The sequence below is a fragment of the Saxibacter everestensis genome, from assembly GCF_025787225.1.
Classification (GTDB): domain Bacteria; phylum Actinomycetota; class Actinomycetes; order Actinomycetales; family Brevibacteriaceae; genus Saxibacter; species Saxibacter everestensis.
In genome coordinates, this window is the sequence record NZ_CP090958.1 from 1,513,488 (window position 1) to 1,537,689 (window position 24,202).

The window sequence follows — 24,202 nt, forward strand, 5'->3', positions numbered from 1 at the left end:
ACCCGGATCCGGGCGTCGCTCCTGTAGAGAATTCGGAATCCGCTTTGGTCATAGCCGCTCGCAGTTTGGATACGGACCCGGAACGCTTCGATGTGCGTGAATTTGCGCGTACGGCGCGGGGAAGCCGCAGAGATTCGCTGCCCTACCGGAAACTAGCCGAGCAGTCGCTGCCCAGAGCGACCCTGCGACAGTTGCGGTACATGACGCTGATCGAGCGCTACACCCTGTCTCAGCTGCGGAATCTGCTCGTGACACCTTCGCACAAGGACGCTTACGTGACGGCGTTCCTGACCAGTTGGGCCTACGAGAAATTTTGGATAGCCGACACGCTCGCCGCTGTTCTGGAAACGCACGGCGTTCCCGGCGAAGAAATTGCCCTTGCGCCGGACCACACATTTGCCGGCAGCGTTGCCGCGGTGCTGGATCGGCTGGTGCCGATCCGGAATTCGGTCTCGGCCAACCTGATCGGCAGCGACTTCATCGCCATCCATATGACAGTCGGCCTGCTGGAGGAACGGCTCGGCCAGATCGTGTACGAAGGCATCATCGAGATTGAGAGTGGGGGAGCGTTGTCGGACGTCGTCGGCGACATCGTGTCCCAGAAGGAACGCCATCTGAAGTTCTATGCCCAGGAAGCCCGCAGTCGTCTGGCCGCGTCCCCGGTAGCCCGTCGATTAACCCGGCTGGCGTTGCGGCGAAACTGGCTTCCGCTGAGTTTTTCGGCCCAGCCGGCTCAGGAGACTCGACGTGTGCTTACCGATCCGCTATCCACGGCCGGTAGCCGGGCAAAAGTAATCGGGTTTGACCAGGAGCTGGCAGCGCTGCCGGGCCTTGTGGGAACCAGGCCGGCGTCCCGACAGCTAAGCCGGCTCGGCCTGGCGTCGACGCAGCGTCCGAGGAAAGCAGGCGGCGAATGAGTGATGCAATGCCCCGAACGGCCCTGCCGGCCGCCGGAAATGTTCTGATTACCGGCGTCACCGGCTTCCTGGGCCAGGCCGTGCTCGAACGGATCATCTCGTCGATGCCGGACCTGCGGGTCACCGTTCTGATCAGGCTGAAGGGCACGTTGACCGGGCGAACTCGGCTCAACCAGCTGCTGCGGAAACCCGTGTTCGGGAACTGGGTCGCTCGGGTGGGTGGGCGGGATGCTGCCGAACAGGTGCTCGCCGAACGGGTCAGCGTGCTCGAGGGAGATCTGCTCAGCGTGCCGAAGCTGCCGGCCGACCTGACGGCGGTGGTGCACAGTGCGTCAACTGTGTCGTTCGATCCGCCGATCGACGAGGCTTTCTCGACGAACCTCGGTGGCGCTGAGAGCCTGTACCGCGCCCTGGCGGCATCCGGCGGCGCGCCACATGTGATTCATGTGTCCACGGCTTACGTCGGTGGCCTGCGGAAAGGCGTGGTGGGCGAGGAATCCCTGCGACACACCTCGGACTGGCGCAGGGAAGCGGAGGCCGCCAGGGAAGCCCGCGGCCTGGTCGAGGCTTCGTCCAGGCGACCGGAAATCCTGAAGCAGGCGATAGCCAAGGCCCGCTCTCGGCATGGCAAGGCCGGCCCACAGGCGATTTCGTCCGCTGCCGAGGCCAACCGGATCGACTGGGTCAACAAGCGCCTGATCGAGTACGGCCGGACCCGGGCACAAAGCCTCGGCTGGCCCGATGTGTACGCCTTCACAAAGGCCCTTGGCGAGCGGGTTGCCGAAGAGCTCTGGGCGGAGCAGGGCAACCGGCTTTCGGTGCTCCGGCCGTCGATTGTTGAAAGCGCGCTGCGGCATCCGTTCCCCGGCTGGATCGACGGCTTCAAGGTTGCCGACCCGCTGATCCTTGCCTACGGGCGCGGCGTACTGCCGGAGTTTCCCGGTCTGCCGGACAGCGTGCTTGACATCATTCCGGTTGATTTCGTTGTCAATGCGATCCTGGCGCTGGTAGAGCAGCCGAGCGAGCAGGACGGCGCACGTTACTTCCACCTTGCCTCGGGCGCAAGTAATCCATTCTTGTTCCGGGAGATGTACGAGAATGTGCACAGCTACTTCCGGAGCAATCCTGTGCCGGATGGCGATGGGGCGCATATCCAGGTGCCGACCTGGAACTTCCCCGGCCGGCATCGGATCGAATCGAAGCTGCGCACCAGCGAACGAACCAATGCCATTGCCGAAAGAATGCTGACCAGCCTGCCCGGTACTGTCCGGACCAGAAAATGGATGCAGGGCGTGATGGTTCAACAGAACGACCTGGAAATCCTGCGACATTACGCGGATCTGTATCAGCCGTACACGCAGGCAGAGATCATTTACGACGACGCGAATACCCGGGCGTTGCACCAGTCACTCTCGGACGGCGCGAAGACCGAGCGTGGATTCGATGTGCGGGAGATCGATTGGACGACGTACTTTCAGCAGATCCATTTTCCCGGGATCACCAAGTCCATGCGCGCATTCAGTTCGCGTCCCGCTTCGGTGCCCGCCGGTGACGTGGTTCTGAAACGAGCGCCGGACACCCTGGCGATCTTCGACCTTGAAGGCACGGTCGTCTCGTCGAACACCGTCGAACACTACTTGTGGATCCAGCTGGCGATGCGATCGAGACTTGGCTGGCTCGGCGACGTCGCCGACCTGGCACGTTCGGCCCCCGGCTACCTCAGAGCGGAGGAGCGGGACCGCGGCGAGTTCATCCGGACCTTCATGCGTCGCTACAAGGGCCTCGACGTGGAAAAACTGCGGAAGTTGATGAGCGGTGAAATCGGAGATCTGCTGATGTCCCGGGTGCGACCGGACGCGTTGCGCAGGATCGACGAACATCGGGAGGCCGGTCACCGGACCGTTCTGGTAACCGGCACGATCGACGCGATTGTCACACCGCTGGAGCCCTTCTTCGATGAGGTGGTTGCGGGGCGGATGCACGAGGCCGACGGCAGGTGGACCGGCTACCTGGCGACGCCGCCACTTGTCGACGAGGCACGGGCGGCCTGGCTGGAGCGTTATGCCCGGGAATGCGGCGCGGACCTGGCGCGGTCATATGCCTACGGCGACTCGCACGCGGATCTGTCCTGGCTCCAACTGGTGGGCAATCCGCATGTTGTCAATCCCGATCCCGGGCTTTACCGCCACGCTGTCCAGGCACGATGGAAGGTCGAGGAGTGGGCACAGCGCCCGCTGACCCGGCTCGACTCGTTGCGCTCCGGTTTCCAGATCAGGGCGGACCGACATTGACAATTCACTTTCCAGATCAGGGCCGAAAAGCCGATGAGCAGTCGAACCTCGGAAAGCCTGCAGCCGAACCTCGGAAAAGGAGGAAGGACCGCCTGAACGCCTCGGCGGTACAACGCAACCATGGCATTTGACATCGACAAGTACGCCCGGACTTCCGTCGCCGTGAACTGGGAGGACCTTGACTTCGAGCAGTTCCGCAGCAATCCACTGCCGGAGGAATCACTGCGCAGCCTGAGCTATATGTGCGACATCGAGTATCACACCGTCTGCTACCTGCGAGACATGCTGGTGACACCGTCACACAAGGATCCTGAGGTCAACGCGTTCATGACCATGTGGAACCGCGAGGAGTTCTGGCACGGCGAGGCGCTGGCAGCCGTGCTGAAGATGCATGACATCGTGATTGACTTCGATCAGCTGAAAGCGAAGCGGCTGAAGCTCGGCTGGAAAGACAGGCTCGACCCGGTGAAGCAGTCCGTGCTTTCGAATCTGGTGGGTAAGGATTTCATGGCTGTGCACATGATCTGGGGTGCGGCCAATGAATGGTCGGCGGTGGCTGCATACAACCGGCTGGCCGACCTCGAGGGCCACCCGGTGCTCGCGGACCTGCTGAAGCGGATAGCCAAGCAGGAAGCGCGGCACGTCGCCTTCTATGCGACCCAAGCCCGTGCCCGGCTGGATGGGAACAAGAAAGCGCAGACACTGGCCCGGTTCGCATTGCGAAAGTTCTGGGGTCCGGTGGGTTCCGGGGTGATGCCCGATTCCGAGGTGACGCACGTAATGGGTCATCTGTTCGAGGGCGCCGACGGTCGGCAGGCGGCGGCGGTTATCGACTCGCATGTAGCGAAGATGCCGGGAATGAACGGCCTGACGATTGTGCAGGACGCCCTGGACGCACGCGGCATCGCTGCCTAATCGCCTACCGGCAGCATGACCCGGATTGCGTCTGGTAGATCATGTCAAAGATATACAGAATTGCGGTTAAGCAAATATCAAGTTGATTAGCTGCCGGCCAAATAACCGGGTCCCAAGAGGAAGAGTGAACTATGCAGAGTAAGGTTACGGTCTTCTTGCATATCCTGATTGCGGGAATGTGTCTCCTGATTGCGTATGCCGGGGTCAGCATGTGGCAGGAAGCAGACCTGGGAGGTGCTTTTGGCATCGCAGTCCTCGTAGGCACTCTGTTTGCCTACATGTCGCTTTATGGTTTTCTCCGGTCCGCAGTGTCTGGCAAGCAGGATCGCTGAAGTTCCGACGCTCTTGCAACGTGACTGCGCAATCCGGGCCATGTTGTACCTACCGGCAGCATGACCCGGATGGCGTCTGGTAGATGGTCGATCTGCGCAGCGGTGGCCTCCCCGATGGATTCCCCGTCAGCCTGAAAAGCCATTGGACCCTCGAAGTCGAGCGTGACTGAGTGCGCTTCGCGGTAGGAGAGCGTCGTGTTGTGGCTCGAATCCCTTTGCCGCCGGCGTTGGTTCCGGCCGGCAGGAAGGTTTTTCCGGACGAGCCAGGCCATGAATCGTACGAGGTTGAGCGGCGCTAGTGAACGCATCGTGAGCACATCGAAGCTACCCCGGGCAGGATGAGCATTTGGCAGGATGCTGATCCCGGTCGGCAGCCGACCGCAGCTTCCGGTCATCACCGTATGGGCCTGTTGCCAGCCCTGATCCTGGCCGTCGAGTCGGATCCGGACCCGGCTGGAGGCGCGTGAACGCAGGCTGGTGATGATTGCGGGAATGTAGGCGGGCCAGCGCAGGGCGTTCTTGTGCTTGGCGCTCGTGTTGCGAACCATGTGTTCATCCAGGCCGAATCCGGTGATCACGAAGAACCGCAGGCTTTCCAGGCCGCCGTCAGCTCTGGTGAGCTCGATTCGGCCGGCACCGACCGAAAAGGGTTGACCGGCAAGGGCACGACGCAGCGCGCGGGTGTAACCGCGGGACCGCAATCCCAGATTGGTGGCGAACAGGTTCGTGGCGCCGACCGGAATGATCAGGAGTGGGACCTGCGTGTCGACCAGTTCCGAGGCCACCGCCCTTACGGTTCCATCGCCTCCCGCCGCAATGATCAGGTCGACCTCCTGGGCGAGCGCCTTATGCGCAGCACCGGCTCCGGCATCGTGGCGTTCGGTCTCCAGCCATACTGACGGCCGCCAGTCTCGATCTCGCTCAACAGCAGCGATGGCCCGACGCAGACGCGGCTGGTTCACCTTGGTGGGGTTGTAGATGACCGCTGTGCGGAGGCGACGAGAGCCAGTTGGTTCAGGGCGGGAGTCCGGCATCGCTCTGCGTCTACTCCGTCAGTTTCGAGCTCGGATGGGCCAATATGCCGTCAACCGGCGTGGGGATTTCGACGGCGAGCATGAAGCGATTCCTCTATTCAGGATGCGAAGTCGGTGACCCGGAACTGCATGACCTTATAGGGCCAACCCGTATCGGTCTTCCACTGGCTGACGGACAGATGCAATTGGTTCAGCGTTGATCCCGGAATGATGTAACCGCCGTAGAGCTGGGCAACGTGGTTGTCATCCTCGCCGGCCCAGTGCGTGCCATAGACCAACGTCTTTCGCTCGGCCAATTCGAGATTCGAGGTCAGGGAATCGGCGATCAAGCCCTCAATCCTGTCTTCACCGGCATTGAACCAGGTAAGCACCCATCGGCCGCCCAGCCGGCGCAGGCAGAGTTCGCCGAACTTTCCGGCAAGTACCGGGGTCGGCGTGCGGCCCCAGGCCCAGGCGCCCTCGCTGTAGCCCCACGGTTGATAGGCCGTCGAATCAGCAATTCGGTCCTGTCGAACCCGGCTCAGGATGATCGGCTTGTCTCGCTGGAAGCCGGTTGAGTAGATGTACACATAGCCGTCGCCGCCTGGCGCCCAGGTCAGCTGCTGGAACAGGCCGCCATGAAGCTCGGCGTCGAACTGCGCCCCGGTGAATGTCCAACTGCCGCCGGAGTCTTCCGAGCGCCAGATCTCGGTTCGGACCACGCTGCCATTTTCCCGGCAAACCATTACGTGCAGGTACATGCTGCCGCCGATGGTCAGCACGTCAGTGGGCAGGACGGTAGAGAACCCAGGGTTGTTATGCACATATGGCCACAACTGTTCGGCCACGCTGCCGCCCACGGCACCGGACCACTGGACCCCGCTGTTCAGGTCCTTCGTCGTCGAATACAGACCGACCGGTGATCGCCACCAGCCGTTGCCCACCTTCGCATTCTCGAAGGTGTCGCCAAAGATGAAGAGGGTACGCCCGTCGGGCGTGACGGCTGGTATGCCAAGGCTGGTTGCCTCCATCCGGAAGCCCGTTGTAAGCCCAGGGCCGGTCAGATCGGCGAGTTTAATAACCTCCGGAGTTCGGCCGTCTGGCGGGCGTCCATCCGAGGCGGCCCCGGCGGCGGTTATCCCGGTACCGATCGTGGAGAGACCGACGGCAGCGCCCAGAGCGGACTTCAGGAAGGCGGCGCGGGTCAGCCGCGCCCTGGGGTACTTGCTGATATCGCCTGGCAAACGAGCTCCAAATGCTTGTGTGCTGTGCGGTGGCTGCGAGGCCTGCCGATCGGCCATCTGCTGTGTCCATCTCTACCACGCTTGCGTGATCAGGAGTAGGGGAGGTCGTTCGGAGACGTGACTCGCTGCTGTGACGACTGGTTCCGGCCGTTGACCTTCAATGTCGATAAGGAGGCTGGAAAGTCTGTTGCGTTGACGGTCGGGCAGAGCTACCGGAACGTACGGCTGTGCCGGTTCTCGGTAAGCGGCGGCGTGGTGTCAACGTCGACCTTGCTGGCGCCGTCGGCCGGCCATCCTCGTCCGCGGTAGAACCGGATCGCGCGATCGTTTCCCTGTTCCACCCACAGATAGCCGGCGGCGTAACCGAGTCGCCGCAGAAGCTGTTCTGCGGCGCCGAACAGTTTCGAGCCGATTCCCTGTCCCCATGAGTCGGGATGCAGGTTGATCGCCCATAGTTGCCCGGTACCTGGCGCAACGTCGTCCCGGGGAGGCCCGACGATGGCGAATCCGACAACTCCGTCGCCGGTTTCGGCGACCAGTTGGCTAACTCCTGGGCGCGGCTCGGAAATCTGCCGCCGCCAAAAGGAAGTCGACCGTTCGATGTCCAGACTTTCGAGATACTCGGCGCTCATCACGTCCTTGTACGCAGCGCGCCAGGCGGCCACGTGCACCTCGGCCAGACGAGGAGCGTCCCTGTCTTCGGCCGCTCTGATCAGGGCGTGGCTGCTTTGCATGGTCCGAAGGTACCAGCAGGCGGCCTCCACCACCTGCTATAAGTGGCGAAGGTAGCGGACAGGGTCGTCGAGGAAGTTCTTCCAGTTGGTAACGAGATCGAGGTCATGCCAGGCGCTGCGGCGCAGGCCCCATGGGCCGACTTCGAGGATGTCGGCTCCGGGCAGCGATGCCAGCAAGGGGGAGTGGGTGGAGAGAACGACCTGGGATTCGCCGTCCGCAATCAGCTCTTTGAGAATTCCGAGCAGGGCGAGGCAGCCGCCGAACGACAAGGCCGACTCGGGCTCGTCCAGCAGCCAGAGCCCCGGACTTCTGAACCGGTCGATCGCGAGTTGGAGGAAAGACTCGCCGTGCGACATATCGTGAAAGTCGAAGTCCTGGCGTCCGCCGGTACGGGGGTTTTGCTCCAGGTAGGTGAAAAAGCCGTGCATGGTTTCGGCTCGCAGGAAGTATCCGCGTTTGGTGCTGCCGGCATTGCGAACCAGCCGTAGGTGACCGGCCAGGTCCGATTCGCTCGACCTGGTGGAATGCCGCGCCCCGGTCGAACCGCCTTCGGCTGAAAGCCCATAGGCGAGTGCGATCGCCTCGATGAGGGTCGACTTGCCCGAACCGTTCTCGCCGACCAGCACCGTTGCGGGACCCAGAGTCAGGCCGTCGTCGAGCAGTTGTGCGACGGGAGGCAACGTCGCGGGCCACTGTGCACGGTCCTGCGGATTCAGCTGATCCTCGACGAGCTCACGGATCGGGTGCCGGGAGAGGTTCATGGTCACAGCGTGCCAGCTGGCAGTGACACAGATGACCGCTGGTAGCCTCATGGCATGTCAGGCTCGAGTGCGGTGACCCTCTTGGACGTCGCCCGTGCCGCCGGCGTTTCCCGGACAACCGCGTCGGCGGCGATAGCCCAGACCGGACGGGTATCCGATCAGACCCGGCAGCACGTTCTCCGAATTGCGGACAGTCTCGGCTACGCGCCCAATATCTGGGCCCGCAAGCTGCGTCAGGATCGGGTGTTGAGCATCGGACTCTATATGCCCGATCAGGTTTTCGGCCGCGCCTACTACATGGACTTTGCGTTCGGCGCCGCGGAGGGTTCCCACGATCAAGGAGTTTCCCTCATCCTGCTGGCCCGCGGGATCGAACCGGACGACCCAGCCATGCACCTGCTGGATGGCGTCATCCTTGTCGACCCCCTCGATGACGACCCCGTCGCGCGTAGCCTGCTCGGCGGTAAGTTACCGGTCGTCACAGGAGAATACGGTCCACGAGACCTGCCCGAACCCGCGGGAGTCGTCGTGACCGACCACCAGGGCGCGGTCTATCAACTCTTCGATCACCTCGTCGATCAGGGCGCCCTACGACCCGCCCTGATCGCGCCCGGAACCAACTCGCACTGGGGCCGGGCGATCCGCACCGGTTACGCAAACTGGTGTGCCGAACGCGGCCGAACGCCGCTTTCCGTTCAGGTGGAATTCGATTCGACGCCGGGAGACGTGGAGCGGGCATCGGCTGAACTGCTCGATGGCGCCACACCACCGGACGCGATCGTCTCCGCACCGGATGCCGCCGCGGTCGGCGCGGTGGCGGCGGTCAGGGCGCGCGGACTTGAGGTGGGAAATGACGTGCTCATTGCCTCATATGTCGATTCAATCCTGATGCAACTTTCAACGCCGCCGATCACCGGCGTTGATCTTCGCCCTCGGAGTCTGGGCCGCAGCTGCGCCGAGATGCTGTTGGATGTGCTGGCTTCCGAACGAAAAGACGCACCCTTGCTCAGCGAGCTTCCTACCGAGCTCAACATCCGGGCCTCCTCGACCCACGGCTCGTCCGGGTAGCTTCCGGCCGTAAGCCCCGCGGCGAGCCTTCGCGGCTTCCGCCCCGCTCACTCCGGCCGCACGCCTCCGAGTGAGGCCTTCGTGGCTTCCAACCTGGCCCGCTGAATTCGTCGCCTACTAGCGTAAGTGCAACGTTTTCCGCTAAGAATCTGCCAAACCATTGACGATTTTCGTCGTGAGCACCTAAGCTCGGTATGCCGAATCGATTCGGCAGAGAGACGCGGCGGTCCCGAAACCATCGGACAGTACCTGGCCTGCCGGACAGCTCAAGGATCAATTGATACAGAGAGGTATCAGACTTATGAGCGACCAAACATCGACTGCCGTGGCTGAACGGCTTCCACTCACCGCCACCCGCTTCGTGTCGATATTCGGAATCGGGGTGGTCGGCTTCATGGTCGCAAACCTGATCCCGTTGATGCTGGTGGCGATGACATCCGAACTGGGCATGACCGTTTCCACCGCGGGTGCCGTGATGACCGGCAGCATGTTGGCTACCGCAATTACGAGCATGCTGACAGCCCGTTATGCGGCACTCAGCGGCCGGCACCTGATCGGCCGGGCCGGGCTTGTCCTGATGATCGTCGGGTTTGGTCTCGCCGCAATAGTTCCCAGCGCCGCGGTTGCGGTCGTCGGCATCATCGTTGGCGGCATCGGCGGCGGTGGCGCCGTGTCATCGTCGGGCGCCGCGATTGCCGCGATCCGTGATCCGAACCGGGTCAACGGCTGGGCCAGCCTGACGAACCGGATCGTGGTGACGGTCGTCCTCGCCATCATCCCGCTGCTCGGCGGCGGCATGCTCACCGCGTTCGGCAGCGTTGCCCTGCTCGCGCTCTTCTTTCTTTTCTGCGTCGGCTGGCTTCCATCGGCGCCGATCAAAGCGGTCGCGGTCGAGTCTGAGATATCAGCAAAGGCGCCGCGGCCAGGCAACCGGCGGGTGACGATCGCCGGGTTCGTTTTGCTCGTGTCCTTTGCCCTCTGGGGAGTCGGCGAAGACTCGATCTGGGCGATGGCTGGCGCAATGGGCAACGCCCAGGCCGGCACGACCGACGCCGATCTCGGTTTCATCCTGAGTGCCTCGACAGCAGGAGGCGTGATCGCTCTGATCCCGCTGACCTGGGTCGGGAAAAGGCTTGGCCGGGCACTGCCGCTGGGAATTCTTCTGGTCCTGGGCGGATCGATGAAGATTCTCGCCAGTTTCACCACTGACCAAACTGTCTACATGGCGGCGATCATCGCCTGGAACACCATCTACGTGGCCGCGTTCACGTACATCGCTGCGACCGCTGCGGCGCTTGACGCGCAGGGTCGCTGGTCGGGCCCGCTCAACGGGGTCTATCTCTTCGGGTCGGCTTTCGCCCCGGTGGTCGGCGCGTTGGTCGCGGACACGTTCGGCTTCCATACCTTCGGCATCATCTTCGCCTGCTTCAGTTTCGTGCTGTGCTTCCCGTTGGTCTTCGTCGCCCGGATGTCGTGGAATATTGAAAAGCGTGAAGCGGCGCTCACCGCGCAGTCCCCGTCCTCAGCCAGCTCACCCGATTCAGCGACGACCCCAGTCGCCTGAACCCATTGATTATCTGTAGGAGACCAGCACCAAATGCCAGCTGACACCCGATCCACAACTCGCACCATCTACCGCAACTGCTCGATCTTCACCGCCGGTGAGCAGGGCTTCGCCGAATCGCTCGTCGTCGAGGGGGACCGGCTCGCCTGGGTCGGCGATGCTGAGACAGCCGAGCGGATGGCCGGCGACTCGCCACAGGTCGTCGATCTGGCCGGCAGTCTGGTGGTGCCTGGCTTTATCGACGCGCATACCCACCTGATGATGATGGGCCAGTCCTTGCAGAAGGTTGGGCTCGTCGACGCTGGGAACCTCGAGGAGATCCAGCGCCGGCTGTTGGCGGCGCGGGAAGCGGCGCCGGACGCGGAACTGATTCTCGGAGTCAGCTGGCTATTCGACCACGTCCCGGGTGGCACACCGACCCGGCAGATGCTCGACGACGCGATCGCCGACATTCCGGTTTACCTGGATGCCAACGACTTTCACTCGTGCTGGGTCAATACCGCGGCGCTGCGCGAGATGGGAATCACGAAGGACACACCGGACCCGATTGGCGGCACAATCGTGAAGGATCCAACAACGGGAGAACCGACAGGATTGCTGCTCGAGACCGCGGCACAGCAACACGTGTGGTCGACGCTGGCGGCGAAGGTCTCCGACGAAGAACGGGATGACGCCCTGGCCCGGACATTCAGCACGTACCTTGCCGCCGGGGTGACGGGCGGCATCGACATGGCGCTGAATGAACTGGACCTGCAGGCCCTCGACCGGGCGCAGTCAAGTGGCGGCGGGACCCTACCCATCCGGGTCGTTGGTCACTGGTTCATCGAGCGCACTGACTCCGCCGAGGGCAATGTGCAACAGGTCGATCGGGCGATCGGGTTGGCCAAATCCGTCTGTTCACCCTGGCTTCGAGTCGCTGGCATCAAGATCGTGGTCGATGGGGTTATCGACGCATGTACCGCGGCGATGACGAAACCCTTTGCCGACGGTTCATTACCGGGGCCGATCTGGGATCTGGAGTCACTGGTGCCGGTGGTGACCGCGGCGGACGCTGCTGGTCTGCAGATCGCCATCCATGCGATCGGGGATGAAGCTTCGGATATCGCACTCACCGCACTTGAGCGGGCCTACTCGGTCAACGGTGCCCGGGTGCGGCGGCACCGCATCGAGCACCTCGAGGTGGTCAAGCCTGAGAATGTCGAGCGGCTCGCTCGCCTGGGCGTCGTCGCGTCGATGCAGCCGGTGCACGCCGATCCGGCGATCCAGTCGAATTGGCGATCCGTGCTGGGCGACGATCGGGTCGATCGCGGCTATCCCTGGCCAGAGTTCACGGATGCCGGCGCCAGGCTTGCCTTCGGAACCGATGCGCCGACCGCGCCGTATCCCGCCCTGCCGAACCTGTTCGTGGCCGCAACCCGCCGGTCGGCGCTGGATCCCACTCTGGAACCGAACATTTCGGCTCTGGCCGTACCGCTCTCAGAGGCGATCGGGCACGCGACCCGCGATGCTGCGTGGTCATGCGGCGCCGAAACCGACCTTGGACGCCTGGAGACAGGTATGTTGGCCGACTTCACCGTGATCGACACCGACCCGTTCGTCTCCGGCGTGGAATCGCTGCTCGATGCCAGGATAGTTCGGACCGTGGTGGGCGGTAAGACCAGTTTCGCCGCCGCTTCCGACTGACCGAACAAGCTTGCCCTTGCTGGCGGACGCTGGCGGGCACCGGCAAGGGCAAGTACGGCAAGCCTTAGCGGGACCGGAGTCGCTTACGGGGCATGGCCGCGATCGCAAATCCGGCGAGTGCGACGCAGGTACTCAGGATGAGGCCCGGCCTGAACTCGTCGAGAAGCTGCACCGCGGTGGCGTCCACTGTATGCGATCCCGTCGAGATCAGCGCCGTCGTCACCGCGAGAACGAGGGCGGCGCCGACCTGCGAACTGCTCTGCACCAGTCCGGCAGCGAGGCCCTGTTCGCTGTCGGCAATTCCGGTCGTGGCCTGGACCTGAATCGACGGGAAACCGAGGCCGAAACCGGCGCCGAGCAGCAGAACCGACGGCAGGATGTCCAGCAGGTAGTTGGGCGTTGTTCCCACTCGGAGGAACAGCAAATACCCCAGCGAGAGTGCGCCTAGTGCCACCAGGATCAGGGTCGAGGAGCCGAACCGGTCGATCAGTCGATCGGCGAACGGGGCGCTGAGCACCACAACCATCCCGGCCGGGAGCAATGCGAGCGCCATGCTGAGCGGGGTCCAGCCGAGCACCGACTGCAGATAGATCGTCAGGATGAATTGGAAGCTGATGTAGGAGCCGAACAGAGCGATGGCGCTGAGGTTGGCCCGGGCAACGAAGCCTTCGCGGACGATGCCGAATCGGATCAGCGGATGCCGCACCCGCAGTTCGATGAGCGTAAACGCGGTGAGCAGGAGACCGGACAGGATGAGGCCGATCACGGTCCGTAGCGATCCCCATCCGACGTCGGGGGCCGAGACCACAGTGAAAACGAGACCGAGCATCCCCAGAGCGAGGGTGAGTGCTCCCCAGATGTCGTGACCGCCTTCGAGGGCGCGCTTGTCCCGCGGCACGAAGTACAGGCCCAAGATGATAGCGGCGATCGCGAAGGGTGCGGAGAAGAGGAATGTCCAGCGCCAGCTCAACGACGTCATGAGTCCACCGACGATGAGGCCGAGCGAGAAGCCACTCGCGGCGAATGTGGTGAAGATCGAAATTGCCTTATTGCGGGAAGGGCCCTCGGCGAAGTTGGTGGTGATCAACGAGAACGCCGTCGGTGCGGTAAAGGCTGCGGCGACCCCCTTGATGAACCGTGAGGCAATGAGCACGGCGGGATCATCGACGAGGCCGCCGACGATGGATGCGGCGGCAAATACGCCGAGGGCGATCAGCAGGATCTTGCGCCGGCCGAAGAGATCGGCCAGTCGGCCACCGAGTAGAAGGAGGCTGCCATAACCCAGAACGTAGGCGGAGACGATCCACTGCAGGGATCCGGTCTCCAGCCCGAGCTCGGTGCCGATCGAGGGGAGTGCCACGCCCACCATGGAGACGTCTAGCCCGTCGAGGGCGATGACGATGCAGACCACTAGGAGGAGAAGCCAGCTCTTACGGGACCAGCGGTCGTATCCGGATACGACCGGCGCCGGGCGAGGGGAGATGTCGATGTTCGTCATGACACGAATATATATGACGCGTCATTAAACGAGCAAGCATGTAATGAAGACGCATAACAGTCCGCTGCATAAATCTGTACGAACGAGTACACTCGACGGTATGAGCAGGCCGACCGACGTAGTGGAACAGTGGCGCGGACTCCAAGGTTCGTATCTGTCTACAGCTGCCGCACTGGACCACGTGCTCGGTGAGAACTTCGAACTTGGGCTCAGTGAGTTCGAGATCCTGGACCTGATTGCCGAAAACAACGCCGATGAGTGCAGGATGCGAGCGCTCGTCGATCTGACGCCAATGACGCAGAGCGCGTTGTCGCGCATCGTTGACAGATTGCAGAAGGCCGGGCTGGTCGAGCGCAAGGAATGCGACCTGGACCGCCGCTCGATGTTTGTCAGCCTTACCGCGCAGGGCACTTCGCTGCATGCCCGCGCCCGGGAAGTGTATAGGAGCACGCTTGCGGCTGAACTCGGTTAATCCGAGGAGACATCCGGGTTGCCTTACTCCTGACCCTTGCCGTTCGGCCCGGCGTGGTCCAGACTGACGACTGTCAGCTCCGCCGCCGAGAGGACCAACCATGCAAAAGATCACGCCCTGCCTCTGGTTCGATGACCAGGCCGAGGAAGCAGCAACGTTTTACGTTTCGCTCTTCAAAAACTCCAGGATCCTCAACACGTCCTATTACGGCGAAGGCAGTGGACGGCCCGCCGGTTCGGTTCTGACGGTTGACTTCGAGCTGGAGGGCGTGGAGCATCAGGCGCTCAACGGCGGCCCGGCTTTTCAGTTCACCGAGGCGATCTCCTTGTCGGTCAGCACCGAATCGCAGGAAGAGACCGACGAGCTGTGGGAGAAATTGACGTCCGACGGTGGAGCGCCGTCAATGTGCGGCTGGCTGAAGGACAGATTCGGCCTATCATGGCAGATTGTCCCTTCGGTGCTTGGGGAACTGCTGACTGACCCGGATCCGGAGAAAGCCAACCGCGTGTTGCAGGCGATGCTGGGCATGCGCAAGATAGAGATCGCGGAGCTGCAGCGAGCCTACGACGGTCAGTGAAGCCGTGAGCAGCCAGACATCCGCTTCCGATGTACCGCAGTTTTCCGGCTTGCGAGCGCTGTTCATCAACACCACCTTGAAGAAGTCGCCAGAGCGCAGTAACACCGACGAGCTGATCGGATTCAGCAGCGAGATCATGAGAAGGCGTGGTGTCGACGTCGACACCCTGCGGGCGATTGACCATGACATCGCAACTGGCGTCTGGCCGGACATGACCGAACATGGCTGGCAGGCCGACGAGTGGCCCTCGTTGTTTCGCCGCGTGCTGGCGGCAGACATCCTTGTGCTGTGCGGACCGATCTGGCTTGGCGACAACAGTTCGGTCATGAAGCGGGTGATCGAACGGCTGTACGGCTGTTCCAGCCTGCTCAACGATTCCGGGCAGTACGCCTATTACGGTCGGGTGGGTGGCTGTCTGATCACCGGTAATGAGGATGGGATCAAGCACTGCGCGATGAACGTGCTCTACAGCCTGCAGCACCTCGGTTATACGGTCCCGCCGCAGGCCGACGCCGGCTGGGTGGGCGAGGCAGGGCCGGGTCCTTCCTATGGCGATCCTGGATCGGGTGGACCGGAGAACGACTTCACGAATCGGAATACGACGTTCATGACCTTCAACCTGATGCATATCGCGCGAATCCTTGCGAATGCCGGGGGAGTACCGGCTTACGGGAACCAGCGAAGCGCATGGGATGCCGGCTGCCGGCCGGAATTCGACAACCCTGACCACCGGTGAGGCATGGAAGGCGCGAAGATGGCGGAGCAGAGCAAGCAACCGGCGCAATCCTGGCCCAGCCTTCGGGTCGATGACTGGACGGCAACGCGGGAAACCCTGCACATGTGGACCCAGATCGTCGGAAAGATCCGGATGGCACACGCACCCTTGCTCAACCACTGGTGGCAAGTGACTCTTTACGTGACGCCACGAGGGCTGACCACGTCGACAGTGCCGTGCGGTAATCGGGTTTTCGATATCGAATTCGACTTCTGCCAGCACAACTTACAGATCCGGGTCAGCGACGGCTCGGCACGTCAGATCGACCTCGAACCGAAGTCGGTAGCCACCTTCTATCAGCAGGTCATGCAGGCACTCGATGAGCTCGGCATCGATTGCCGGATTCAGGCGGGGCCGAACGAGGTGGATCCGGCTGTCCCGTTTGCCGAGGACACCGGGCACGCGTCGTACGACGCCGAAGCCGTTCACCTGTTCTGGCGGCAGCTGGTTCAGGCCGATCGGGTGCTACACGAGTTCCGCTCGCACTTCTCGGGCAAGGTCAGCCCCGTGCACTTCTTCTGGGGAGCGATGGACCTGGCCTGTACCCGATTCTCCGGTCGAAGTGCGCCGACGCACCCTGGCGGCGCCCCCAACTGCGGCGACTGGGTGATGGTGGAGGGATACTCCCACGAGCTGAGCAGTTTCGGCTTCTGGCCGGGCGGGGGAGACGAAGGCGCCTTCTATGCCTATGCGTATCCCGAGCCGGACGGATTCGCGGAACATCCTGTCCGGCCGAATGCGGCGTTCTACAGTTCTGAGAACGGCCAGTTTCTGCTGCCGTATGAGGCTGTTCGTACAGCAAACGATCCCGATCGGACGCTGCTCGACTTCCTGCATGACAGCTATCAGGCCGCGGCCATGCATGGCGGGTGGGACCGGAGCACGCTCGAAGCCGATCCGAGCCGGTGGAACCACCGTCGCAGCAATATCGCTGTCCCTGGTAGCTGAGGATTAGCCGCCAAGGAGCGTGACTCGGTCGGCCGGGCGCCTGTGACCGCGCCCGGCCGACCCCCGCCTAGCCGCCGTGCGTTGCCGGCTCGGTCTCCGGCTTCCGGACGAAGAACGCCGCCACTACTGACAGAAGCGAGATCGCCGCACCGACGAGGAACGCCATCCGGACGCCACCTGCCGCTGCGGCGGCGGGAGCGGAGCCCGCGGCGGTCAGGGCCGCGGTGCGCGATGCCATCAGGGTAATGAACAGCGCGGTGCCGGCCGCTGCGGCAACCTGCTGCACCGTGCCGACGATGGCGCTGCCGTGCGAGTACAGGTCCGGCGTCAGCGAACCCAATCCCGAGGTGAACAGCGGGGTGAAGAGCAACGCCAGCCCGAGGCTGAGCAAAATGTGCGCGGCCAGGATCGCGAACGGCGAGGTGGATTCGGTCACCATGGTCAGCAGCCACAGGACACTGCTCACGATGATGGTGCCGGGCACCAGAAGAACCCGCGGACCAACCTTGTCGTACAAACGTCCGACAAATGGCGCCGCAAGTCCCATCAGCAGGCCGCCGGGCAACATCAGGAGGCCGGTGTAGAACGCGTCCAGCCGAATGACGTTCTGCAGATAGATCGGCAGCACAATGATTGTGCCGAAGAGGGCCATCATGCTGGTGGTCATCATCAGAATGGCGATCGTGAACGTGCGGATCCGGAAAGTGCGCAGGTCAAGCAGCGCTCGGTCTGAGCGCTGCAGCTTGATCTGCCTGGTGATGAATGCGGTCATAGTGATTGCGCTGACCACGAGGGAGATCACCATCGGCGCGACGCTGTTTCCCGCAGCACCCTCGCCGGCCTGGCTCAGCCCATAGACGAGCCCGCCGAAGGCGAAGGCCGACAGGACGACCGACAGGCCGTCGATCGGCACCCGCTTCGGTTCGGAGACGTTCTCCACCCGGCGCATGCCGTATAGCAGCATGGCGACGGCAATCGGCAACACGAGGCCGAACATCCACCGCCACGAACCCACACTGAGAATAATCCCGGAAATGGTTGGGCCGATCGCCGGTGCGACCGCGATCACGATGCTGATATTTCCCATTACCTTGCCGCGCCTGGCGGCAGGGACGAGCAACAGTACGGTCGTCATCAGCAGGGGCATCATGATGGCGGTGCCGGTGGCCTGGATTATCCGCCCGACCAGCAACATAACGAATCCCGGCGCAAGGAAGGCGGTCAGCGTGCCGACGCTGAACAGGGTCATCGCCGCGGTGAACATCGGCCTGGTGTTGATCCGCTGGATCAGGAAGCCCGTGATCGGGATGACGATCGCCATCGTCAGCATGAATGCCGTCGATAGCCATTGAGCTGTCGACGCAGAGACCGCGAGGTCGTTCATCAGGTGGGGGAGCGCGACACTGAGGATCGTCTCGTTCAGGATGACGACGAATGCCGCCGCAAGGAGCAGGTAGATGACCTTGCGGTTCCTGATGTCGAGGCTGGCGGCCTGGGCGCTGCTTGCTGCCGAATCGACGTCGGCGGTTGGCTTTTCGGTCGTGTCGAGGTCTGGGGACGAGCTATTTGACGCGCTGGTCACGGTTATCCTGTTCGATCAGTTCGCGCGGGCAACAAACGTCGGCCGCGACTTGGGGGGACAAAGAATGCGGTGGTCTGCGTGAACAATGGCCAGGCAACAAGTTTGGGAACTTCCGGGCGTGAACAAATCCAGCGAACACCGACAGGTATAAGTCGAACACAACCGGGTTGTATTCCGCTATCGAATTTTCTGCTGGCAGACAGCCTGTCGGCGCCGTCTTAATTGGTCGCCGTGGCGATTTCGCGCAGCTTGGGTAGGGCATGATGAATCATGACTAACGACCAGTGGACATCTGTCGATTCTTACCTTGCCGATCTCCTTGTGTCGGAGGATTCGATCCTGGTCGCCGTGCATGACGCCAACGCCGCAGCAGGGTTGCCCTCCATCGACGTGTCGCCGGTTCAGGGCAAGTTTCTGATGCTGCTTGCGCAGATCAGCGGTGCGAGGTCCGTGCTGGAGATTGGCACGCTTGGTGGCTACAGCACGATCTGGCTGGCAAGAGGCACTCCTGTCGATAGCAGGATCGTGACACTGGAGGCTGAGCCGAAGCATGCCGAGATCGCGCGATCGAACTTCGGGCACGCAGGCCTTGCCGACCGGATCGAGATTCGGATCGGGCCGGCGCTTGAGACACTTCCACAGCTTGCTCAGGAGGGCGCCGGTCCGTTCGACCTGGTGTTCATCGATGCAGACAAGCGCAACAACCCGCACTACCTGGAGTGGGCGATGAAGCTCACCCGGCCGGGGAGCATCATCGTCTGTGACAACATCGTCCGCGACGGACAGGTGGCTGATCAGGGGACGTCGGACCCTGACGTGCGCGGGGTGCGCCGCTTCCTTGAAATGACCGCGGAGGACGAACGACTGGATGCGACCGCGGTGCAAACGGTGGGCTCCAAGGGCTGGGACGGCTTTTCAATCGCGCGGGTTCGCTAGCTACACGAGATCTTCCTGGCAGCTAGTCGAGTACGGCGGTCGCCTCGACCTCGACGAGCACGTCGGGTTCGAAGAGAAACTCGACCCCGATGAGCGATGCAGGTGGTAGCGGCCTGGGAATCTCAAGCTCGTCGGCGACGCGCTCGATACCTGCCATGAAGTCACCGATCTGCTCAGGACCCCATCGTGTGACGTAGAACGTTAGGCGCACGACGTCGGCGAAGCTCGCACCCGCGCTGCAAAGCCCGATCGCGGTGTTGCGAAGTGCCTGTGCGACCTGACCGGCGAGGTCACCTGTGGCGATGGGTTTCGCCGCGGCATCGCGCGAGATCTGACCCGTCACATGCACCTGGCGAGTGCCGGAACCGATCGCGACGTGGTGGTAGGGGACAGGCTGCATCATGCCTTCGGGTGTCAACAGCTGAACGGCCATGGGTATCTCCGATTGTTTTGTGTTTGATTGGTACCTCATTGCTACCTGGTTACCAAAGGGCACTTCAACGAGACTAGGTAGCGTGACCGAAACCAACCGGCCCGCAATCGACGGCCTTGAGATAGACGCGCCACACCGTGACCTGCTCGACCAGGTACTCGATAAGTGGCCGTTGCAGGTGCTCGACCGTCTCTGTGAGCAGCCCTCGCGGTTCAATGAGTTGCGACGCGCCATCCCTGCAGTGACACAGAAGTCGCTTACGGCGACGCTTCGGCGACTGGAGCGTAACTGTGTCGTCGACCGAGTCATCACAAGCTCACGTCCCATCGCCGTCGAGTACCGCATCACGTCTCTTGGAAAGACACTCCGCGGGCCAATCGATGAACTCTTGCAGTGGACCGCCATGCACATGCCCGATGTCGAGCGCGCACGAGCAAAGTTCGACGACGAAGCATGACTGGTTTAATCCGGAGGCCGCGATAATCGTTGGCGGTCGCAACCGACCAACGCATCACTTGCTTTGTTCGCGCGCAGCGGTGAGCTTCGACTGCCATCTACTTGGGGCATGATGCCGCACCGGCCGCCCCTCTGGCGGCTCCGGATGAGGCCACCAGTCGTTGTCGGTGGGAGGCCCTACTGTCGAATCATGACGGATCAAATTTCTTTGAAGCCCTGGACAGGTGACGACATGCCGGTGCTCGAACGGAGTAATACGCCAGAGATGACAACGTTTCTCGGAGGTCCGGAAACGGGGGAGCAGCTACTGAAACGCCAAGCAAATTTTCTCCGCCTCTGGGAGGACGGCGAAGCGCGTATGTTTACGGTCAACGCCGCATCAGAGGAGATTCCGGTCGGATCGGTGGGTTACTGGAAGACGAAGTGGGCAGACGCGGAGGTGTACGAAGCCGGATGGAGCGTTGCGACCGCATACCAGGGGCGAGGCTTCGCTTCCATGGCACTGGCAGCTTGCCTTCAGCACGCAGCGACGTATGGCGACCGCGAGCAAGTTGTTGCATTTCCCCGCATCGACAACCGGGCATCGAATTCGCTCTGCAAATCTGTCGGTTTCTGCTTCCGCGGCGAGGAGGACTTCGAGTATCCGAAGGGGAATCCGATCAGGGTGAATGCATGGTTGTACGACTTGTCGTCGCTACGGATCGGTCGAGCTGACGTCTCAATCGTCCGGTAACGGTTCCTTACGTTGCTTGGCGGTGATCGAAGGAAGTCGTGAGCTTCCGGCCGCTCCAGCCATGCCGGGCATGGCTTCAAATGGTCTGCCTGGTGGATGGCTTAAGCAGATTTGGCCGCCCCGAAGGCTGCAAGCGAGCGGCCGATCAATAGCACGATCGCTACCGCCATCATGACCAGCGGTGTGGCGATAATAATCCCGATCATGAATAGTCCTGTGCTGTCAGCTGCGGACCACCACAGAAACAGCGTAATCATCGTAGACACGATCGCGATCGCCATCAGCAAAAAATAGTGTCCTGTCGTGCGCGGTGCAAAGCCGCCGGCGATCAAGCATCCGAGAGCTACTGTCGCGAACCAGAGCACGTGCATGGTGTTGCTCGTGTTGCCATTACTCCACGATACCCACGCTATCCATGCCACGACTGGGCTGAATAGCACCAGTCCATACGCGAGGGCGGCGCGCACGGTCGACCTGGCCTGAGCGTCCGCTTCACCCTGTCCCGAACTCATGCGCTCAGTGTAGACCGACGTAGAACGGTCCTACGCGTGTAAGTCGACTTCCTATTGCGACAGCTGTCGGGTCAAGACGACGAGGCTCGAATCCGTGGCGCTGATGTCCTGGTTGAACCCGATTGATCTGTAGTAGTACGTAGCGGTTTGGTTCGAGTTGCGAATCACAGCACGGATAGACGTGATATTGCGGTCCTGTGCCTCGCGCACTGTTGCGTCGATAAGGGCTGTGCCGATACCTTTCCCACGAGCATCCGCTGACACGAATGTTGCAATATCAGCCATCCCTTCAGGCAGGTCGTCGTGGAACCGTTCGAGAGCTTGGAAACCCAGGATGCTGCCGCTGTCATTCTGAGCTACGGTGCAGCTCAAACAGTGATCGCCGGTGAGAAACCACTCGGCAAACTCCGCATCGGTTAGGTGAGAATCGATAGCTGTCTTATCGCCTTCGTCGACCACGCGGTTCAAAAGCTGGCTCAGTGGCAAGGCATCGGATCGACCGGCAGCGCGGATAAGCATGCCCAATATGCTCCCCTATCGAGATAGGAGGTTCAAGCCAGCGATGGGCATCCGTAAGGCTCGAATTAAGTCATAAGATCGCCTAGAGCGCGTACGGAGTTCGTCCCTGCTGAAACGTCCGTGCCGTGCCAGGATGCGGCTGCCGTTGGATTCTGCTTATGGGGCACGTCCGGGCCCCGGTAACTTTTGTCAGCGAATGCCTTTGGTGGCGCGGTCGGTGATGATGCGCAGTTGCGCGACGACTTCGGGCGGGCCCTGCACCGTGTAGTCCACGGGGAGCAGCGCGATGGCCCGGGCCAAATATTCAGGGGTGTCGGGGTAGGTAGTCAGTACGCAGCTGTCCGCGTTAACGGGTTCGAGGACGCCGTTGCGGGCGGGTATGCATGAGGAGGCCTCGTCGATGGGTTGATGCAGTAGAACCCGGGCGCGGGTCGAACCGGACCCGGCGATGAGGGATCGGGTGAGCCAGCTGGTGGCGTCCATGCCGTCGGGCAGCTCCCGACCCGCGACGCGCAGGCCGGTGCGGTGGACCTCGGTGATGCGGTCGAGGCGGAAGGTGCGCCAATCGGCTCGGTCGCTGTCGTAAGCGATGAGGTACCAGCGGCGGCCCGCGGCAACAAGCTGATGGGGTTCGACGAAGCGTTTGCCGGTAGCAGAATCGGCTTTGGTGTAAGCGAATCGGACCTTTTCGTGGGCGAGGCAGGCTGCGCCGAGGGCGGCGAGAGTATCCGGATCCGCAGCGGGTCCGCTGCCCGGAGGCGGGACCACTGTGGCCTGGGACAGTGCGGTCAGACGGTCCCGTAGCCGACCAGGCAGCACCTGTTCGAGTTTGGCCAGCGCCCGCAGTGATGCGTCTTCGATGCCGGTAATGGCGGCGGTCGCGCCGGTGCGCAGGCCGATGGCGATGGCGACCGCCTCATCGTCTTCGAGGAGTAGTGGTGGCATGGCAGTGCCCGCGGTTAGGCGGTAGCCACCGAAATTGCCCTGGATGGCGTCCACGGGGTAGCCGAGTTCGCGCAGGCGGGCGACGTCGCGGCGGATCGTGCGAGGAGTAACCTCCAGGCGTTCGGCCAGCTCGATACCGGTCCATTCGCGCGGGGATTGCAGCAAGGACAGCAGCCGCAGCAGTCGGCCCGAGGGATCGCGCATAGCCGCTATTATGCCGGATCAATAGGGCTGTAAGTGTCCTATTGGACCTCTATCGCTGAGCTACCACAACAACACCTACGGCGTGATCTGAAATCCACTTCGCTCTCGCCGCTCTAACAGGACCTTCAGTGACCTACTGTCCTCCTATCGTGGGAGTTGTTCAGGGCTATTCCAAGGCCCTTTTTGCGGCTCCAGCGAGAACCGATCGATTGGCCGGCCGCCGAAATCCGGATGTAGTCCTATCACCACCACAACAGAGGAGAAAACAATGAGTTTCATGGCACCTGGACAGGTTGTCTGGTTCGAGATCGGAACCCGCGAAGCGGGCACTGCCGAGAAGTTCTACGGCGACCTGCTGGGCTGGAGTTTCGAAGACGACCTCGATTCCTCGGTCGATGGGAGGCGATATATCCGCATCATGGCATCGGGGGCGCAGTGGCCGATGGGTGCGATCAGCGAAGATGGTTCCGGCGGTGAGCAAATCAATGTGTCGGTGTTTTCCGCGGATGTCTCCGCCGATGTCGATCGGTTGCGGGAGGCCGGGGCCACGGTGTTGGTGCCAGCTACCCAGGTTGCCGATGTCACCTGGTTCGCCATTTTGGCCGATCCGCAGGGTAATCCGTTCTCGCTGTTCTCCCGTACCAGCAATGAGAGCCTGAAGGACCGCGCGCAGGCGACCGAGGAGCAGTTCGAGCAGGCGTCCTACGCACCGACGCCGGGGTCGTTCGCGTGGTTCGAGATCGGAACCACCAATGCCGACGCCACCCGCGAGTTCTATGGCCAGGCGTTCGGCTGGCGGTTCGAACTCGATGAGACTGCGGGCGGAAAGCCCTATTACAACGTCTTCACCGGCAATCAGTGGCCGTCGGGCGGTATGTACGACCATGGGGGAGAGGGGGCGGACTACCTGATGCCAAGCTTCCTCACCGGCGACGTCGCCGCGCAGTCCAAGGAAGCCGAAAACCTTGGTGCGGTCATCGAATTCGGTCCCGATGGTAATCCGGACGGGTTGGTGTACTCGCGGATCATCGACCCGAACGGCAACAGGTTCGGCCTGTTCTCCATGCCTACGCAGTCCTGACGCGAGGA

At 62.4% G+C, this 24,202-nt stretch carries 24 protein-coding genes; 14 read left to right on the forward strand and 10 right to left on the reverse strand.

Annotation, left to right across the window (positions count from 1 at the left end; genetic code table 11):
* Positions 1–200: 200 nt before the first annotated feature.
* From LWF01_RS07275 to LWF01_RS07285, 3 genes are all read left to right on the forward strand, one after another.
* Positions 201–917: a hypothetical protein gene (locus tag LWF01_RS07275; RefSeq protein ID WP_349640370.1), complete on the forward strand. Its 717-nt coding sequence runs from the start codon at positions 201–203 to the stop codon at positions 915–917.
* Positions 914–3,208, forward strand: a complete 2,295-nt coding sequence (locus tag LWF01_RS07280; RefSeq protein WP_349640371.1) for an HAD-IB family hydrolase — start codon at positions 914–916, stop codon at positions 3,206–3,208. The genes LWF01_RS07275 and LWF01_RS07280 overlap by 4 nt, the downstream gene beginning before the upstream one ends.
* A gap of 120 nt (positions 3,209–3,328) precedes the next feature.
* On the forward strand, positions 3,329–4,123 hold the full coding sequence (locus LWF01_RS07285; RefSeq protein WP_349640372.1) for a ferritin family protein: 795 nt from the start codon (positions 3,329–3,331) through the stop codon (positions 4,121–4,123).
* A 286-nt stretch (positions 4,124–4,409) separates the two neighbouring features.
* Here the strand turns inward: LWF01_RS07285 and LWF01_RS07290 are convergent, their stop codons facing one another.
* The 4 genes from LWF01_RS07290 to LWF01_RS07305 all read right to left on the reverse strand — a co-directional run bounded on the left by LWF01_RS07290 (position 4,410) and on the right by LWF01_RS07305 (position 8,208).
* Positions 4,410–5,489, reverse strand: a complete 1,080-nt coding sequence (locus LWF01_RS07290) for a diacylglycerol/lipid kinase family protein (RefSeq protein WP_349640373.1) — start codon at positions 5,487–5,489, stop codon at positions 4,410–4,412.
* Between the two features lie 98 nt (positions 5,490–5,587).
* Entirely contained in the window at positions 5,588–6,712 is a 1,125-nt protein-coding gene (locus LWF01_RS07295; protein ID WP_349640374.1) for a glycoside hydrolase family 183 protein, read from the reverse strand.
* Between the two features lie 209 nt (positions 6,713–6,921).
* Positions 6,922–7,446, reverse strand: a complete 525-nt coding sequence (locus LWF01_RS07300) for a GNAT family N-acetyltransferase (protein WP_349640375.1) — start codon at positions 7,444–7,446, stop codon at positions 6,922–6,924.
* Positions 7,447–7,482: 36 nt separating this feature from the next.
* Complete coding sequence (locus LWF01_RS07305) at positions 7,483–8,208, reverse strand: AAA family ATPase (protein ID WP_349640376.1); 726 nt, start codon at positions 8,206–8,208, stop codon at positions 7,483–7,485.
* A gap of 54 nt (positions 8,209–8,262) precedes the next feature.
* Here LWF01_RS07305 and LWF01_RS07310 point away from each other — a divergent pair, with 54 nt between their 5' ends.
* The 3 genes from LWF01_RS07310 (at position 8,263) to LWF01_RS07320 (ending at position 12,523) form a co-directional block, all read left to right on the forward strand.
* On the forward strand, positions 8,263–9,276 hold the full coding sequence (locus LWF01_RS07310; RefSeq protein WP_349640377.1) for a LacI family DNA-binding transcriptional regulator: 1,014 nt from the start codon (positions 8,263–8,265) through the stop codon (positions 9,274–9,276).
* Between the two features lie 301 nt (positions 9,277–9,577).
* A complete protein-coding gene (locus LWF01_RS07315) occupies positions 9,578–10,840 on the forward strand; it encodes an MFS transporter (protein ID WP_349640378.1) in 1,263 nt (420 codons plus the stop codon).
* Positions 10,841–10,873: 33 nt separating this feature from the next.
* The gene (locus tag LWF01_RS07320; RefSeq protein ID WP_349640379.1) at positions 10,874–12,523 is read left to right on the forward strand and encodes an amidohydrolase; all 1,650 of its coding nucleotides are present in this window, start codon (positions 10,874–10,876) and stop codon (positions 12,521–12,523) included.
* Positions 12,524–12,587: 64 nt separating this feature from the next.
* Here LWF01_RS07320 and LWF01_RS07325 read toward each other — a convergent pair whose 3' ends face one another.
* Entirely contained in the window at positions 12,588–14,021 is a 1,434-nt protein-coding gene (locus LWF01_RS07325) for an MFS transporter (RefSeq protein WP_349640380.1), read from the reverse strand.
* Positions 14,022–14,121: 100 nt separating this feature from the next.
* Here LWF01_RS07325 and LWF01_RS07330 point away from each other — a divergent pair, with 100 nt between their 5' ends.
* The 4 genes from LWF01_RS07330 to LWF01_RS07345 all read left to right on the forward strand — a co-directional run bounded on the left by LWF01_RS07330 (position 14,122) and on the right by LWF01_RS07345 (position 16,793).
* Positions 14,122–14,493, forward strand: a complete 372-nt coding sequence (locus tag LWF01_RS07330; RefSeq protein ID WP_349640381.1) for a MarR family winged helix-turn-helix transcriptional regulator — start codon at positions 14,122–14,124, stop codon at positions 14,491–14,493.
* A gap of 100 nt (positions 14,494–14,593) precedes the next feature.
* A complete protein-coding gene (locus tag LWF01_RS07335) occupies positions 14,594–15,070 on the forward strand; it encodes a VOC family protein (protein ID WP_349640382.1) in 477 nt (158 codons plus the stop codon).
* 4 nt (positions 15,071–15,074) lie between these two features.
* Positions 15,075–15,806 (forward strand): flavodoxin family protein, encoded by a 732-nt coding sequence (locus LWF01_RS07340; protein ID WP_349640383.1) that lies wholly within the window; start codon positions 15,075–15,077, stop codon positions 15,804–15,806.
* An 18-nt stretch (positions 15,807–15,824) separates the two neighbouring features.
* Positions 15,825–16,793, forward strand: a complete 969-nt coding sequence (locus LWF01_RS07345; RefSeq protein ID WP_349640384.1) for a DUF5996 family protein — start codon at positions 15,825–15,827, stop codon at positions 16,791–16,793.
* A 67-nt stretch (positions 16,794–16,860) separates the two neighbouring features.
* On the opposite strand, the gene LWF01_RS07350 is transcribed toward LWF01_RS07345, so the two are convergent.
* Positions 16,861–18,375, reverse strand: coding sequence for a DHA2 family efflux MFS transporter permease subunit (locus LWF01_RS07350; protein ID WP_432762003.1), 1,515 nt, complete (start codon positions 18,373–18,375; stop codon positions 16,861–16,863).
* A 270-nt stretch (positions 18,376–18,645) separates the two neighbouring features.
* On the opposite strand from LWF01_RS07350, the gene LWF01_RS07355 reads away from it, so the two are divergent.
* Positions 18,646–19,311: an O-methyltransferase gene (locus LWF01_RS07355; protein ID WP_349640385.1), complete on the forward strand. Its 666-nt coding sequence runs from the start codon at positions 18,646–18,648 to the stop codon at positions 19,309–19,311.
* A 22-nt stretch (positions 19,312–19,333) separates the two neighbouring features.
* Here the strand turns inward: LWF01_RS07355 and LWF01_RS07360 are convergent, their stop codons facing one another.
* Complete coding sequence (locus LWF01_RS07360; protein WP_349640386.1) at positions 19,334–19,744, reverse strand: RidA family protein; 411 nt, start codon at positions 19,742–19,744, stop codon at positions 19,334–19,336.
* An 82-nt stretch (positions 19,745–19,826) separates the two neighbouring features.
* On the opposite strand from LWF01_RS07360, the gene LWF01_RS07365 reads away from it, so the two are divergent.
* Both LWF01_RS07365 and LWF01_RS07370 read left to right on the forward strand, forming a co-directional pair.
* Positions 19,827–20,201 (forward strand): winged helix-turn-helix transcriptional regulator, encoded by a 375-nt coding sequence (locus LWF01_RS07365; protein ID WP_349640387.1) that lies wholly within the window; start codon positions 19,827–19,829, stop codon positions 20,199–20,201.
* Positions 20,202–20,390: 189 nt separating this feature from the next.
* Positions 20,391–20,933, forward strand: a complete 543-nt coding sequence (locus LWF01_RS07370) for a GNAT family N-acetyltransferase (protein ID WP_349640388.1) — start codon at positions 20,391–20,393, stop codon at positions 20,931–20,933.
* Positions 20,934–21,034: 101 nt separating this feature from the next.
* Here the strand turns inward: LWF01_RS07370 and LWF01_RS07375 are convergent, their stop codons facing one another.
* From LWF01_RS07375 to LWF01_RS07385, 3 genes are all read right to left on the reverse strand, one after another.
* The gene (locus tag LWF01_RS07375; RefSeq protein ID WP_349640389.1) at positions 21,035–21,445 is read right to left on the reverse strand and encodes a hypothetical protein; all 411 of its coding nucleotides are present in this window, start codon (positions 21,443–21,445) and stop codon (positions 21,035–21,037) included.
* A gap of 51 nt (positions 21,446–21,496) precedes the next feature.
* Entirely contained in the window at positions 21,497–21,964 is a 468-nt protein-coding gene (locus LWF01_RS07380; protein WP_349640390.1) for a GNAT family N-acetyltransferase, read from the reverse strand.
* Positions 21,965–22,153: 189 nt separating this feature from the next.
* The gene (locus LWF01_RS07385; RefSeq protein WP_349640391.1) at positions 22,154–23,113 is read right to left on the reverse strand and encodes a helix-turn-helix transcriptional regulator; all 960 of its coding nucleotides are present in this window, start codon (positions 23,111–23,113) and stop codon (positions 22,154–22,156) included.
* Positions 23,114–23,381: 268 nt separating this feature from the next.
* On the opposite strand from LWF01_RS07385, the gene LWF01_RS07390 reads away from it, so the two are divergent.
* Positions 23,382–24,194, forward strand: coding sequence for a VOC family protein (locus LWF01_RS07390; protein WP_349640392.1), 813 nt, complete (start codon positions 23,382–23,384; stop codon positions 24,192–24,194).
* Positions 24,195–24,202: the final 8 nt, after the last annotated feature.